Annotated in this window: 11 protein-coding genes; 3 read left to right on the plus strand and 8 right to left on the minus strand. The window is 60.7% G+C overall.

The annotated features are described in order from the left end of the window. The first annotated feature begins 115 nt into the window (after window positions 1-115). Together G5221_RS11920 and fghA are read left to right on the plus strand one after the other, a co-directional pair. Window positions 116-1,243 (plus strand): S-(hydroxymethyl)glutathione dehydrogenase/class III alcohol dehydrogenase, encoded by a 1,128-nt coding sequence (locus tag G5221_RS11920; protein WP_120416233.1) that lies wholly within the window; start codon window positions 116-118, stop codon window positions 1,241-1,243. Window positions 1,244-1,291: 48 nt separating this feature from the next. Continuing rightward, window positions 1,292-2,128: an S-formylglutathione hydrolase gene (fghA, locus tag G5221_RS11925; protein WP_421263287.1), complete on the plus strand. Its 837-nt coding sequence runs from the start codon at window positions 1,292-1,294 to the stop codon at window positions 2,126-2,128. A 50-nt stretch (window positions 2,129-2,178) separates the two neighbouring features. Here the strand turns inward: fghA and G5221_RS11930 are convergent, their stop codons facing one another. Next, entirely contained in the window at window positions 2,179-2,901 is a 723-nt protein-coding gene (locus tag G5221_RS11930; RefSeq protein WP_108540314.1) for a head GIN domain-containing protein, read from the minus strand. Window positions 2,902-3,264: 363 nt separating this feature from the next. Between G5221_RS11930 and ovoA the strand changes: the two genes are divergently transcribed. Further along, a complete protein-coding gene (ovoA, locus tag G5221_RS11935; protein ID WP_421263288.1) occupies window positions 3,265-5,415 on the plus strand; it encodes a 5-histidylcysteine sulfoxide synthase in 2,151 nt (716 codons plus the stop codon). A gap of 79 nt (window positions 5,416-5,494) precedes the next feature. Here the strand turns inward: ovoA and G5221_RS11940 are convergent, their stop codons facing one another. The 7 genes from G5221_RS11940 to ebgR form a co-directional block, all read right to left on the minus strand. Then, complete coding sequence (locus G5221_RS11940) at window positions 5,495-6,445, minus strand: bile acid:sodium symporter family protein (protein WP_421263289.1); 951 nt, start codon at window positions 6,443-6,445, stop codon at window positions 5,495-5,497. Between the two features lie 295 nt (window positions 6,446-6,740). Beyond that, on the minus strand, window positions 6,741-8,186 hold the full coding sequence (locus G5221_RS11945) for an amino acid permease (RefSeq protein WP_421253018.1): 1,446 nt from the start codon (window positions 8,184-8,186) through the stop codon (window positions 6,741-6,743). Between the two features lie 166 nt (window positions 8,187-8,352). After that, a complete protein-coding gene (locus tag G5221_RS11950; RefSeq protein WP_335843542.1) occupies window positions 8,353-8,691 on the minus strand; it encodes a tRNA-binding protein in 339 nt (112 codons plus the stop codon). Window positions 8,692-8,767: 76 nt separating this feature from the next. Then, window positions 8,768-10,213, minus strand: a complete 1,446-nt coding sequence (locus G5221_RS11955) for an amino acid permease (RefSeq protein WP_421263290.1) — start codon at window positions 10,211-10,213, stop codon at window positions 8,768-8,770. A 102-nt stretch (window positions 10,214-10,315) separates the two neighbouring features. After that, a complete protein-coding gene (locus G5221_RS11960; RefSeq protein ID WP_421263291.1) occupies window positions 10,316-10,771 on the minus strand; it encodes a beta-galactosidase subunit beta in 456 nt (151 codons plus the stop codon). Continuing rightward, window positions 10,768-13,842: a beta-galactosidase subunit alpha gene (gene ebgA / locus G5221_RS11965; protein ID WP_421263292.1), complete on the minus strand. Its 3,075-nt coding sequence runs from the start codon at window positions 13,840-13,842 to the stop codon at window positions 10,768-10,770. Before ebgA ends, G5221_RS11960 begins: the two co-directional genes overlap by 4 nt. A 321-nt stretch (window positions 13,843-14,163) precedes the next feature. Then, a complete protein-coding gene (ebgR, locus tag G5221_RS11970) occupies window positions 14,164-15,129 on the minus strand; it encodes a transcriptional regulator EbgR (RefSeq protein WP_181223159.1) in 966 nt (321 codons plus the stop codon). Between the last annotated feature and the right edge of the window lie 248 nt (window positions 15,130-15,377).

Consider the following 15,377-nt stretch of genomic DNA (forward strand, 5'->3'; position numbering starts at 1 on the left):
CCTGTGTGTAAAAGTGATTTGAGATTTGCCCTCATTATCACCAAATCGACGGGAAACTACACTGAATGTCCGAACTCATCTCTGTTCACCCTGCTCAACAAGAAGGATGTCATTCATGGCACAGGTTCAAAGCATCAAGTGTAAGGCCGCCATCGCCTGGGGTCCGGGTCAGCCCCTCTCCATCGAAGAAGTCGAGGTCATGCCACCGCAAGCGGGCGAAGTGCGGGTGCGCATCGTCGCGACCGGCGTCTGCCACACCGATGCCTTCACCCTCTCCGGTGAAGATCCGGAAGGGGTCTTCCCCTGCATTCTCGGTCACGAGGGGGGCGGCATCGTCGAATCGGTCGGCGAAGGGGTCACCAGCGTCAAGGTGGGCGATCACGTGATCCCGCTCTACACCCCCGAATGCGGCGAGTGCAAATTCTGCAAATCCGGCAAGACCAACCTCTGCCAGAAGATCCGCGCCACCCAAGGCAAGGGGCTGATGCCGGACGGTACCACCCGCTTCTCGAAAGATGGCCAGCCCATCTATCACTACATGGGCACCTCCACCTTCAGCGAATACACGGTACTGCCGGAGATCTCCATCGCCAAGGTGGACCCGGCCGCCCCGCTGGAAGAGGTCTGCCTGCTCGGTTGCGGCGTCACCACCGGCATCGGCGCCGTGATGAACACCGCCAAGGTGAAAGAGGGTGAGAGCGTCGCCATCTTCGGGCTGGGCGGCATCGGCCTCTCGGCGGTGATCGGGGCTCGTCTGGCCAAGGCCGGTCGCATCATCGCCATCGACATCAACGAGAGCAAGTTCGAACTGGCCCGCAAGCTGGGCGCCACCGACTGCATCAACCCGAACGACTACGACAAACCGATTCAGGAGGTGATCGTCGAGCTGACCGACGGCGGCGTCGACTTCTCCTTCGAGTGCATCGGCAACGTCAAGGTGATGCGCGCGGCGCTCGAGTGCTGCCACAAGGGGTGGGGCGAATCGGTCATCATCGGCGTCGCCGGAGCGGGTCAGGAGATCAGCACCCGTCCGTTCCAACTGGTGACAGGTCGGGTCTGGCGTGGCAGCGCCTTTGGCGGGGTACGCGGTCGCAGCGAACTGCCGAGCTATGTGCAGCGCTACATGCAAGGTGAGTTCCGCCTCGATGACTTCATCACCCACACCATGCCGCTGGAACAGATCAACGAGGCGTTCGATCTGATGCACCAAGGCAAGAGCATCCGCACCGTCATCCACTACTGAGCATGATCACCCCGCCCGCCATCGTGGGCGGGGTGCAGGAGTCTTTCGATGAATCTGGAGATTATCAGCAGCAACAAGAGCTTCGGCGGCTGGCACAAGCGCTATCGCCACCACGCCAGCGTGCTCGGCTGCGAGATGAATTTTGCCATCTATCTGCCGCCTCAGGCCCTTACCGGCCAGAAGGTACCCGTGCTCTACTGGCTCTCCGGCCTCACCTGCACCGATGAGAACTTCATGCAGAAGGCGGGGGCACACCGCATCGCCGCCGAGCTCGGCATCGCACTGGTGGCGCCGGACACCAGCCCCCGTGGCGACGGCATAGCCGACGACCCCGGTTATGACCTCGGCATGGGCGCAGGCTTTTACGTCAATGCCAGCCAGAGCCCCTGGCAGGCGCACTACCAGATGTATGACTACGTCACCCGCGAACTGCCTGACTTGATAGAGACCCACTTCCCGGTCTCGACCCGGCGCGCCATCAGCGGCCACTCCATGGGCGGTCACGGTGCGCTGATCGCCGCGTTGCGAGAGCCGGGTCGCTACCGCTCGGTGTCGGCGTTTAGCCCCATTTGCCACCCTAGCCGCTGCCCCTGGGGCCAGAAGGCGCTTGGCGCCTATCTCGGCAGCAATCCGCTGTTGTGGCAGGAGTGGGATGCCTGCCAGCTGCTGCGCCACCAGCCGGTCACACCGCTACCAACCTTGGTGGATGTGGGGCTGGATGATCCCTTCCTCGCCGAGCAGTTGCATATCGATGCGCTGGCCGAAGTGGCCGCCAGCAAGGAGTGGCCACTGGAGCTCAACCGCCACGAGGGCTATGACCACAGCTACTACTTCGTGGCGAGCTTTATCGAGGCGCACCTGCGCTTTCACGCCCGCCACCTCTGATCAACACAGGCCCGTTGCGGGCCTGTTCCAGTTGTGGTGATCGGTTGATATCAGCTGCCCGCTCGGGTCACGCCGCCGGAGCCTGCGATCTGCTGCTCCACCTTGGGATCGCCCCAGTAGGCGATGTTGCCTGAGCCGGCGATGCCGACTTTCAGCGTCTCCTGCGCCCGTACCGCCACATCACCACTACCGGCGATATTGACCTCTACCTCGTTGCCGCGCATCTCGCTCCCGAGCACGTCGCCAGATCCGGCAATGTTCAGCTCGATGGCCTGCGCCGAACCGCTGCCCAGCTCCAGACTGCCGGTGCCAGCGATATTCCCTTCCAGCCGTTTCAGCTCCAGCTGACTGGCGACGATGTCACCGGTACCGGCCACCGACAGCACCAGCTCATCGCCCTTGAAGCCGCTCAGATCGCCGTTGCCGGTCCCGGCCAATGCCAGTTCGTTCAACACCGGCAAGGTGATGGTCAGCTCCAGCGGCTCGGTAGGATCGAGCCGGTAACCCTCCTTCACCTCGATCTCCAGCTTGTCGCCGCTCTCGGTCAGCACCAGATAGGGCAGCAGGTTCTCCTGCCCCTTGATCAGGATGCCGCGCGGCTCCCCCGCTACCAGATGGAGGGTGGCAGGCACACCCGCCAGCACCCGGGTCACCCCGTCACCGAGCACCTGCTGGCGCTCGACCACAGCCCCCGTTCCGGTCACTCTGGTCTGATCCAGCCAGTGACAACCACTGAGCCCTGCCATCAACATGACAACCATCATCCATTTCATCACTACTCTCCTCCTTATGTGTTGGCCATCCAGGGCCAATTGGTTTTCATGCTCTGCAAAGCATGAGCCAAAAATTAACACGATGATTCAAAAGGAAATAACCATTTACACCTGAACAGACAGAAAAATTTAGAGAGCCATTTAGACCATATTTTGGTGAAAATAACCATTCTCGAACGGATATGATTGTGGCTGATTGGCGGGTCATCCTGCCGGTCACTATGCTGACAGCCCGTGGAAGTTTTTAATTGCCCTGCCGGTCTATTGAGCCAATAGTGGTACTTCGTGCGTACCAAGCTCTCCATTGCGGTAATGTCATTACCACTGTCTTGTCAGTCTTCACTGCCAACAAGGAGTCAGAGCGTGACCCAAGCAAGCCCTCTCTATGCCACCGCCACCGGTCTGCCGGAACCGACTCGCACCCCGTTGCTGACCGGCAGCGATCCCGAGCAGAAACGGCGCGAGCTGCTCGCCTACTTCTGCCAGACCTTCGATCTCTACGACTCACTGTTCGACTGTCTGGCCGATGAGCGGGCCTGGTTCAACAAGGCGATCCCACTGCGCCACCCACTCATCTTCTACTACGGCCACACCGCCGCCTTCTTTATCAACAAGCTGCTGGCGGCGCGCCTGATCGACCAGCGGCTGGATGCCCGCATCGAGGCTATGGTCGCCATCGGGGTGGACGAAATGAGCTGGGACGATCTGGACGAGACCCACTACGACTGGCCCAAAGTCAGCGAGCTGCGCAGCTATCGGGCTAAAGTCCGTTCGCTGGTGTGCGATTTTATTCGCCAGATGCCGCTCACCCTGCCCATCGACTGGCAGAGCCCGGCCTGGGTGATCCTGATGGGGATAGAGCACGAGCGCATCCACCTCGAGACCTCCAGCGTGCTGATCCGCCAGTTGCCGCTCGCCTGGGTGCGGCCGCAGCCTTATTGGCCCGCCTGCACCGAAGCCCGCCACCGCATTGATCAGGTGCCCGCCAACAGCCTGCTGCCGGTGGCCGGCGGCAAGGTGCGCCTTGGCAAGCAAGATGCCACCTACGGCTGGGACAACGAATATGGCGAGCGCCATATCGAGCTGGCCCCGTTTCAGGCCAGCCGCATGCTGGTGAGCAATGCCGAGTACCTCGCCTTCGTCCAGGCGGGCGGCTACGACCAGCAACAGTGGTGGGATGAGGAGGGATGGGGCTGGTGCCAGTACGCCAAGGCGCAGATGCCCACCTTCTGGGTGGGAGATCCCACCGAGCCCGAACAATTGCAACTGCGGCTAATGACCGAGCAGGTCGCCATGCCATGGGACTGGCCAGTCGAGGTGAATCAGCTGGAGGCGGCTGCCTTCTGTCGCTGGCAGGCGGCCCGGACCGGACTCCCCATCCAGCTGCCGAGCGAGGCGGAATGGATGCTGCTGCGCGAGCAGCTACCCGGCGATCAGCCGGACTGGACGGAAGCCCCCGGCAATATCAATCTGGCCCGTTTTGCCTCCTCCTGCCCGGTGGATGCCTGCCCGCAAGGGGAGTTCTTCGATCTGGTGGGCAATGTCTGGCAGTGGACCAGCACCGCCATCGATGGCTTCGACGGCTTTAAAATCCACCCGCTCTACGACGACTTCTCCACCCCCACCTTTGATGGCAAGCACACCCTGATCAAGGGCGGCAGCTGGATCAGCACAGGTAACGAAGCGCTCAAATCATCCCGTTACGCCTTCCGGCGTCACTTCTTCCAGCATGCGGGTTTCCGCTATCTGGTCTCCCGTTATCAGGAACCCGTTATCGTGAATCCCTATGAAACCGACACGCTGGTCGCTCAGTACCTCGACTTCCAGTACGGCCCGAGCCACTTCGGGGTAGCCAACTACGCCAAGACGCTTGCTGATCTTGCTGGCGAGCTGTGCAGCAACCACCAGCGGGCGCTGGATATCGGCTGCGCCACCGGCCGCGCCAGTTTCGAACTGGCTCGCTACTTCCAGCATGTGGACGGGGTGGACTACTCGGCCCGCTTCATCGATGTGGCGCTGGCCCTCGCCAGTCAGGACAGTTTCCGCTATGCCATTCCACTGGAGGGGGAACTGGTGGAGTATTGCGAGGCGCGCCTGTCGAGCCACGGGCTGGGGGCAAGTCAGGCTGAGCGCATCCACTTCAGTCAGGGGGATGCCTGCAACCTCAAGCCCAAATATGACCACTACGATCTTGTGCTCGCCTCCAACCTCATCGACCGGCTGCGGGAGCCCGCCCGCTTCCTGCGGGATATCGCCCCCCGGCTGCGCAGCGGTGGCCTGCTGGTGCTCACCAGCCCCTACACCTGGCTGGCGGAATATACCCCGCCCGCCAACTGGCTCGGCGGCATTCGCGAAAACGGCGAGGCGCTCACCACCTATCAGGCGCTGCAACGGCTGCTGGCGGCGGAGTTCGAGGAGCACTGCCCGCCCCGGGATGTGCCCTTCGTCATCCGCGAGACCGCCCGCAAATACCAGCACACGGTGGCGCAGCTGACCGTCTGGCGTAAACGCTAGCACGCCGGTCGACATGCAGATGAAAAGAGGGAGGCCAACGGGCCTCCCTCTTGTTATGGCAGTCAAAACGGCGCGAGTATCAATGCCCCTGCTCGTGATAGCGGCGGGCCAGCACGGCGCAGACCATCAGCTGGATCTGGTGGAAGATCATCAGCGGCAGCACCATCACCCCGACGCTGGCGGCCGGGAACATGACGTTGGCCATCGGCACCCCGTTGGCCAGACTCTTCTTGGAGCCGCAGAAGACGATGGTGATCTCGTCCGCCTTGTCGAAGCCGAGGCGACGGCTGATCCAGACGTTCCAGCAGAGCACCAACGCCAGCAAGATGCAGCTCAGCAGCACGATACTGGCCAGATCGTACCAGCCTACTTGATGCCAAATCCCCTGCACCACCGCCTCGCTGAAGGCGACGTAGACCACCAGCAGGATAGAGCTCTGATCCAGCTTGCCGATGAGCGGCCGATGGCTGTCGACCCAGCGACCGATCAGCGGACGCGACAGGTGGCCCACCACGAACGGCAGCATCAGCTGCATCATGATGGACTGGATGGAGTGCCAGGTGTCGATCCCCTCCCCCTGCACGTGGATCATCATCCCCACCAGCACCGGCGAGAGGAAGATTCCGAGGATGCTGGAGGCCGAGGCGCTGCATACCGCCGCCGACACATTGCCCCCCGCCATCGAGGTAAAGGCGATGGCCGACTGCACGGTGGCTGGCAAAGCGCAGAGATAGAGGAAGCCGAGGTAGATGGCCGGGCTCAACCAGCCCGGTACCAGCGGGGTGAGCAGCAGCCCCAGCAGCGGAAACAGTACGAAGGTGCTGAGCATCACCACCAGATGAAGCCGCCAGTGGCCGAGACCCGCCAGCAGGTTCTGGCGCGACAGCTTGGCGCCATGCATGAAGAACAGGAGCGCCACCGCCAGCTTGGTCAGCAGACCGAACCAGGCAGCCACCTGCCCCTCGCAGGGAAAGAGGGAGGCCAGGGTGACCACCGCAATCAGCACAACAGTAAAGGGATCCAGACGCACGAAAGGTCTCCATCAGAAGGGCATCCTGCTGCCGTGGCGGCAGTCAGGATTGGGGAGGACAAGAAACAGAGCGGGAGATGTCTGGCACCTCCCGCTAAAACGAACCTCCAGCTTACCCCGATAACGGAGAGGCGCAAAGTTGAGCGGCGAATAATTGTTCATCAATGCTTAACGCCGTCGCCATATCGAGCAGCAAAAGTTGACGATGAAACGGCCCTGACAGCTCCAAAACGGCTAAAAATGGATAAAAAAACGGGCGACCAAGGCCGCCCGTTCCGCTTTTTCACTCAGCCGATCAGCGCTGGCTGGCCAGCTTGCCGTTGCCGCCTTTCTTCTCATTGCCGGCAAGCTTGCGGGTCTGCCGCTTCTCGAAGCGGGAGATCCACCAGTAGGCCAGCGCAGAGAAGACCGCGGTCATAAAGACGTTGATGAAGAAGGCGCGCACCAGATCCACCCCGGCCGGGAAGGCGGAGGCACTCATGCTCACCACGAAGATGGCGATCAGCACCGACACCACGCCCATCCCGAACTTGCGCGACCCCATACGGAAGTCGCGGGGGGTGTCGTCATGTTTCCAGCGGAACACGAAGTAGGCCACCATGATGAAGATCGGCGGCAGCATGGCTGTGCCGGCGGTGAGGTTGATGGCGGTGTTCATCATCTGCTGCACCGACTCGGAGCCGAAGCCGTTGACCACCAGCATCGCGAACACGAAGACAAACTGCCACCAGGCGGCGCGCACCGGCACGCCGTGCTCGTTGAGCTGGGTGGTCTTCTCGCCGTAGACCCCCTGCGGGATCTCGGAGAAGTGGATCTTCACCGGCGCCGAGGTCCACATCATCATGGAACCGAACATGGCGATAAACAGCACCACACCGACGAAGCGGCCCACCAGCGCCTCGGAAAGCCCGAAATACTGCGCCATGCCGGTGAAGATCTCCACCATGCCGCCGGCATAGGTGAGGCTCTCGCGCGGCACGAACACGTTCACCAGCAGGGAACCTACCGCATACATGGCACCGATGACGATACCCGCACTGATGATCACCTTGATAAAGGACTTCTGGCCCCCCTTCACGTCATTGAGGTAGGCCGCCGCGGTCTCGGCACCGCCTGCCGCCTGAAAGATCCAGCACATGATGCCGAGGGTCGCCCAGTTGACGGTGGGAGTCATCGCCTCCAACGTGATGGGCTGGGCCGGCACATGATCGCCACTCAGAGCCATCAGGGCGCCCAGCACATAGATGGCGAACAGGGCAAATACACCGTAGGCCACTATTTCGGCAATCTTGCCGAGCCAGCTCGCTCCCTTGGTGGAGATGTGGGTCGCCGCCGCAAACAGCACGATGGAGATGATCGAGGTGACCATGGGCGAGAAGCTGTACTCATAGCCCAGCATGGCGTAGGAGGCGTAGGCGATGACGTTGGGCAGCAGGGAGACGAACCAGAACAGGTTTACGAACCAGTAGAGAAACGAGCCCAGATAGGCCATCCGGGTGCCGAGCGGTTTTTTAAGCCAGTCGTACATCCCCGACTCGGAGTTTTTATTGGCAGAGACGAACTCGGCAATGATGAAGACGAACGGAATGAAGTAGACGATGGTCGCCAGCAGGAAGATGGGGGCGGAGCTGAGCCCCAGCTCGATGTTGTTGTTGACGATGTTGCGCACGTTGAACACGGCGGCAAAGGTCATCGACAACAGGGCAAACTTGCCTATGGTGCCGCGTACGGATTCAGACATGGTGTCCTCCAGTGGACTCGCGCTCCCTGCGGGTAACGCTGTGACTCTGTGATGTGTTCGGCAAGGGTCTGTCGGCCCCGCGCTTTACTCTCTTGTTATGATCGGGCCGCGTGGACGGCCTCGTAGATGAACCGGTGCCGTCTCCCGCACCGGCTCGCAATATCGTTCAGACGATCGGGGTGCCCGGCGCCATCGGCACCCGCGGTTGCAACAGTACGCTCTGGCTCTCGTCCGGGGTCTCGGCGCAGAGCAACATGCACTCGGAACGCTCACCGCGCATCCTGGTGGGCTTGAGGTTGGTCAGTACCACCACCTCGCTGCCCATCAGCTCCTCTTCGCTGTAATAAGGCACCAGACTGGTGACGGTCTGCAGCGGCCGCTCGCCACCCACGTCGATCTGGACGATGTAGAGTTTGTCGGCCCCGGGGTGACGCACCACCGCCAGCACCTTGCCCACCTTCATCTCGACCCGTTTGAATTCGGCAAACTCGATCGTCTCGCTCATGCTCTTTTCCTTTTCTGGTTCAACGGTTTGCGGGTGGCCAACGGCCACCCGGTTTGATTGGGATTAAAAACCGTGCCTATGGCGTCTGCATGGCAACCTGCGCCGCCGGCTGGGCCTCTTTCGCGCGCGCTTCGGCACTGAGGGAGGCCTCGTATCTGTTGTATTTCCACCAGGCGAAGCCGAGGAAAATCACGATCCCGCCGACGTTGTAGAAGATGATGGTCATGATGTCGGCACCGGTCGGGAAGGTGGAGGCGAGGAAGCCCACCGAGAAGATGGCGATCAGCACCGACACCACGGTGATGCCGGTGGTGCGCGAACCCATCTTGAAATCCCGCGGCAGGTGGTCGAGCTTTAGGCGCAGATTGAGGTAAGCCAGCATGATGAACAGCGGCGGCAGCATGGAAGCGGCAGCGGTCATGTTGATGACGGTGTTCATCAGATCCTGCGCAGTGTTGGAGCCCAGGGTCGGGATCACCATCAGCGGCAGCACGATGAGGTACTGGATCCAGGCTGCACGGGCGGGCACGCCGTTCTCGTTCAGCTCGACCGTCTTCTTGCCGAAGATGCCGGCCGGGATCTCGGAGAAGAAGATCTTCACCGGGGTCGCCGTCCACATCAGCAGGGAGCCGAACATGGCGGTGAAGGAGACCAGACCGACGAAGCGGTTCATCAGGATCTCCGGCAAGCCGAAGTAGGCCGCCAACCCCTCAAACACCTGCACCGAGCCGCCGGTGTACTTCAGGGTGCCGCTCGGTACGAACACGTTGATCAACAGCGAGGCGATGGAGTAGAGCACGCCGATAAAGATCCCGGCGATGATGATCACCTTCACGAAAGACTTGGAGCCCCCTTTCACGTCATTGACGTAGACCGCCACCGACTCGGCGCCACCGGCTGCCATAAAGATCCAGGTGGTGATGCCGAGGAAGGCCCAGCTGAAATCGGGGATCATGGCCTCTACCGTGATGGGGTCGGCCGGCTGTACGCCGCCCACCAGTGCCGCACCTGCCAGCAGGATGTAGGAGAGGGTCAGCAGCAGCATCAGGGAGGAGGTCACCGAAGTGATGGGGCCCAGCATCTTGGCGCCGTTGGTGGAGACATAGGTGGCAAAGGCAAACAGCACCATGCTCAATGCCGTGGTCGCCACCGGGGTGAGAATGTACTCGTAGCCGAGGAAGGCATAGGAGGCGTAGGCGATGACCCGCGGCAGCAAGGAGGTGAAGAAGAACAGGTTCACGAACCAGTAGGTGTAGGCGGAGATGAAGGCCCAGCGACCGCCGAGGGAGCTCTTCACCCAGGCATAGACGCCCGCTTCGGAGTTCTTATTCAGTGACACGAACTCCGCAATGATCAGGCAAAACGGAATGAAGTAAAAAATGGTGGCCAGAAAGAACATCGGGGCCGAGGCCAGACCGATCTCGATGTTGTTGTTGATGACGTTGTTGAAGCTGAATACCGCCGCGAAGGTGAGCGACAGCAGACCAAACTTGCCTATCGTATTGCGTTTGGAATCAGACATGGTGCATCTCCAGACCTGTAGTTATCTAGCGAAAGAGCGGGGCATGGGTTGTAGGGTGAGCCCCGCCCTTCCGGCTTTTATCAGTGCAGAACCGGCGGCTTGTTATTTGTTCTTGAAGTAGCCGCCTTCGACGGTGACCTTGATGATCACCTTGCGCACCGGGCTGTCGCCGACAAACCTGTAAGCCTCGTCGTTCTCGAAGATCACCACCTGCCCGTTGCCCACCTGCTGGCGCTCACGCACCTCACCGGCCAGCCACTCGCGGTCTGTGGTGTCGTCATAAGCCTGCTCGACCCGCAGATCCGGCTTGGCAGCCCACTCCACCGTCTCTTCCCCTTCCAGGTAGTAGTGGACGTCGAAGTAGCGGCGCTGCCCCTCGAACAGTGAGGTGGCCGGGCTGACCCCCTCCTGCAAGCGGTAGGTGAGGGAGTCACCGATGGAGTGGCAGATGCCGGGCTTGAGGTTCGGCAGGTTGTTGATGGCCTCCACGCAGCGGCCCCACTTCTTGCCCTCCCGGTAGATGTTTTTGAACAGGGTCAGGTTGTCCAGGGTGATCATGCGAGGTTCCTCCCGCCGTTGATGGTGAGGTCGAGCCCGGCCAGCGCAGCCGGATTGAGGTTGCCACGGGCGATGGGCAGCAGGGTCAGGCCGAAGCAGAACGGCTCGAAGCGCACCCGCCAGGAGTCCAGCACCTCGGAGCCCCAGGAGTTGGAGCCGAGCCCCAGTACCTTGTGATCCAAATTGAGGGTGAGATAACCGCAGGGCTCCAGCTCGTTGATGTGCTGCGCCGCGTGGATATGCTCCCAGCTGTAGGGCCAGACGCTCAGGTTGATGGGGGCATCGGGCCGCACGTAGAGACCGGCGCTGTGACGGTTGGTCAGGGTCGCCCAGCGCACCTGCTGGCGGTTGCCGTTATCCTGTGGGAAGGGGTAGTGCTCCCACATCTCGCTGACTGTACTCTGGAAGCTGTCGATCCAGTTGCTCTGGCGGCTGTCCTGATAGTTCTCGCCCGGTCCCATGCCGTAGTAGTGCACCCGGTCGAGATCCTGACGAATACCCAGCTCGAAGCCGATCTTGGGGATGATGTCGTCATAGCCACCGTAGGGCTGGCCGGAGAGTGCCACGTGCAGCTGACCGTTCGGGCTCAGGGTGTAGACGTAGCGGCAGCGCATGCCGAAATCGAACACCGGCGGCGCGATCAGGCTCTCGACCGTCACCTCGACCGCCTCACCCAGCTGGCGCCAGCTTAAGGTGCGGAAGTGCTCCTGCATGATCTGCAGGTGATTCGGGTGCCACAGGCTCTCGTACTCCTGCTTGTGGTTGTCGATCATCGGCTTGAAGAAGGTGAGGCGCGGCGCGCGCTCAATCAGCTCGATACCATCCTGCTGCCAGCTCACCAGCTTGCCGTCGAGGCGCGAGAAACGCAGGGCAAAGCCGCTGCCACTCAGGGTCAGCGCGAGGCGCTCATCGGCAATCTGCAGCGCAGTAGCATTGGGATTGGCAAAGGGCAGCAGCTGGCGAGTCGACTCTTTCAGCCGGAACTGGTACTGGCCCAGCTCGTGCTCCGCCGCGCTGTAGCGGGTGGCACTGGCCTTGATGACCCGCAGCTGGACGAAGGTTTCCCGCCCATCGAGGGATGGCAGTTCGAGTTGCAGATCGGTAGTGGCACCGGGGGCAATCCCTTCAAGTCGGATTTGCTGGCTGGCCAGCAGTTCGCCCTCGGCTTTCACTTCGACCAGCAGACGGATATCGTCGAGAGTGGAGAACCAGTAGCGGTTTTCGACCGCCAGCTTGCCGCTCGCCAGATCCAGAGCGCGCACCTTGACCGGGCAGATCACCTGCTTGTATTCGCGCAGGCCAGGCCCCGGGGTCTGATCCGGATAGATGAGGCCATCCATGCAGAAGTTGTAGTTGTTGGGGTAGTCGCCGTAGTCGCCGCCGTACTTGTAAACGGGGCGCCCCTGCTCGTCCTGATCCAGAATGCCGTGATCGCACCACTCCCAGATGTAGTGACCCTGAATGTGGGGATGGCGGTCAAACACCTGCTGGTATTCGCTGAGGCCACCCGGGCCATTACCCATGGCGTGGGCGTATTCGCAGAGGATGCGCGGCTTCTCCATCGGGAACTCGCCGAAGCAGTTCATCTGGGAGACGCGCGAATACATGGTACTGACCACATCCACCACCTCGGCATCGCGATCCTCTTCGTAATGCACCAGCCGGGTCGGGTCGATCGCCTTGCAGCGCTGGTACATGGCTCTGATGTTGCAGCCGTAGCCGGACTCGTTGCCGAGCGACCAGATAATGATGGAGGGGTGGTTCTTCTGGGCGTGAACATGGCGCTCGATGCGATCCACGAACACCGGCTCCCAGAAGGGATCGTCGGTGATGCGGCTGAGATCGCCGACGTTGGCAAAACCGTGGGTCTCCACGTCAGTCTCCGCCATCACGAACAGGCCGTACTGGTCGCACAGCTCATAGAAGCGCGGGTCATTCGGGTAGTGGGCGGTGCGCACCGAGTTGAGGTTGTGCTGCTTCATCAGCACGATATCGCGTTCCACCCGGTCCATGCCGACCGCGCGGCTCTTGAGGTGGTCGTTGTCGTGGCGGTTCACCCCGTGCAGCTTGAGGTAGTGGCCGTTGACGTAGAAGAGGCCATCCTTGACCTTGATTTCACGCACCCCGACCCGCTGCGGGATCACTTCCAGCAGCTCGCCCTGACCGTTGTAGAGGGAGAGTTGCAGCTGGTAGAGGTACGGGTCTTCGGCGTTCCACAGATGGGGGCTGGCCAGATCCAGCGTGAAGCGGCAATCACACTTGCCGTCGATGGCGAGATGGTCGAGCGAACCGCTGGCGAGCTCGTTGCCCTGATCCAGCAGCGACCAGACCAGACGGTGATCACAGGCAGCAGCCCCCAGATTTTCCAGCTGGATATCGCAGCTCAGGGTAGCGCTTTGATTGTCGTCGGCCAGCGCGGTGCGGATGAAGAAGTCCTGCACATGGGCGACCGGTTTGCCCACCAGATAGACGTCGCGGAAGATCCCCGCCATCCACCACATATCCTGATCTTCAATATAAGTGGAGTCAGCCCACTGCATCACCCGCACTGACAGCAGGTTCTCGCCAATGTTGGCGTAGGCGCTGATATCGAACTCGGCAGTGAGACGGCTCCCCTTGCTGAAGCCGACATACTGGCCGTTCACATAGACCTCGAAGTAGGTTTCCACCCCGTCAAACTTGATGATCACCTGCTCGCCGTCCCAGGCCGGGCTCAGTGTGAAGCTGCGCTGATAGGCGCCGGTGGGGTTGTTGGTCGGCACGAAGGGCACATCGATGGGGAAGGGAAAACCTTCGTCGGTGTACTGCAACTGGCCATGTCCTTCCATCTGCCACATGTTGGGCACGGTGATCTGGCCCCACTCGCTCATGGGGCTGTGATAGAAGGCCTCCGGCACCTGCAGGGGGTGGTCGAAGTAGTGGAACTGCCACTGGCCGCCAAGGCTCAGAAAACGGCGGCTCAGCTCGCGCTGCATGGTGGCCGCCAGCGCGTGGTCGGCATAAGAGAAGAAGTAGGCGCGCGGGGCCAGCCTGTTTTCACCAACGAATTGGACGTTTTCCCAGTTATTCACATGTCCTCCCGGAACAAGGCAACGTTAACTGGGTAAACTCTAGATAAACATTTACTAAATATCAGCTTTGAGTTGGTAAAGTTTTAACCTGATCACAATGAACAGATGGTTTTGTGAGCGAGATCAGAAGCGGGGGATAAAGGAGGGCAAGATATGGATGAGTGGCATGGATGTTGATAGTAGCTGGCTGAGCTGCAATAAAATCAACTATAAAACAATATGATATGAAGTTGTTGGATGATATGGGAAAGAGGTTTGCTAGGGAGATGTGTCGCACCACCGCAAGATGGTGCGACTAAAAAGCAGAATGTTTTACTAAAATCAGCAGGTGGTGCCACGCAGGGTCAACTTGCTCGGTACCAGCACCCGGAGTGGAATATCCCGCTCGTCTCGCAGCCGCTCAACCAGCAAATTGACCCCCTGGGAGCCCATCAACTCGGAGTGGATCCGCACCGTGGAGAGCGGCGGGAAGGTGAACTTGGCGGTCGGAATATCGTTGACGCTGATAAGCTCGATCTGCTGGGGAATCGCCAGCCCCTTCTCGTGGATGGCACGCAGCACACCGATGGCGATGGAGTCGGAGGCGACGAACAGCGCCTTGGGCCAGTCGCCGGCCAGCATCTCCTTCGCCAACTGGTAGCCGGAAGCGCTGGAGAAGTCGCCACGATAGAGATCGCTCTCCTGCACCACCCCCAGTCGCTGGCCATAATCGCGGAAGGCCAGTTCACGCAGGTCCGGATTCTCATCCTGGCCACCGATATAACCGATGCGCTGGTGCCCCTGCGCAATAAAGTAGTCGACGACCTGCTGGCTGATCAGAGCGAGATCCACATCGACCGAGTCGAACTCTCCCTGTGAACGGCAGTCGACAAACACCAGCTGGCTGGAACAAGCCCTTAGCTGGACGAGACGCTCGGCTGTGAGGGTACCGACCACCAGAATGCCATCCACGGCGCTCAGTTCGCGCCCTTCACCGCAGTTGTAGAGATGGGTCAGTTCGATATTGAGGCGGGCACTCTGGGTCTCGATGCCATAACGGATGGCGAGATAGTAAGGGTCGTTGACCTCGGTACTCTGGGGATAGGCATAGACCACCAGAAAGTGCAGCTTGCTCTTGTGTACCCCCTTGCGGGCGCTGCTGGTCTTGTACTCCAGCCGTTCAGCAATCTCGAAGATCCGCTGCTTGGTCTCTTCCTTGACGCTCAGGCTGGGATCCTCGTTCAGTACCCGGGATACCGTCGCGAGAGAAACCCCCGCTTCCTGTGCAATTTCCTTCAACGTAGCCATCAATACCTCGCTGGCAGCATCACGTGTTAATCGGTAACGGCTAAAGAGTAACGGGCAATCCCTTGATAGCCCAGCACTTTTACTAAAATGCCAGCGGCATGGCAGATTTTTGGAACGCAGAAATGCAAAAAGGCCTCCCGAATGGGAGGCCTCTTCTAAATAGGTGCCTGACAGTGTCCTACTCTCGCATGGCGAATGCCACACTACCATCGGCGCTACCGCGTTTCACTTCTGAGTTCGGCATGGGA

The sequence above is a fragment of the Aeromonas sp. 602200 genome, from assembly GCF_049173895.1.
Lineage (GTDB): Bacteria > Pseudomonadota > Gammaproteobacteria > Enterobacterales > Aeromonadaceae > Aeromonas > Aeromonas veronii_A.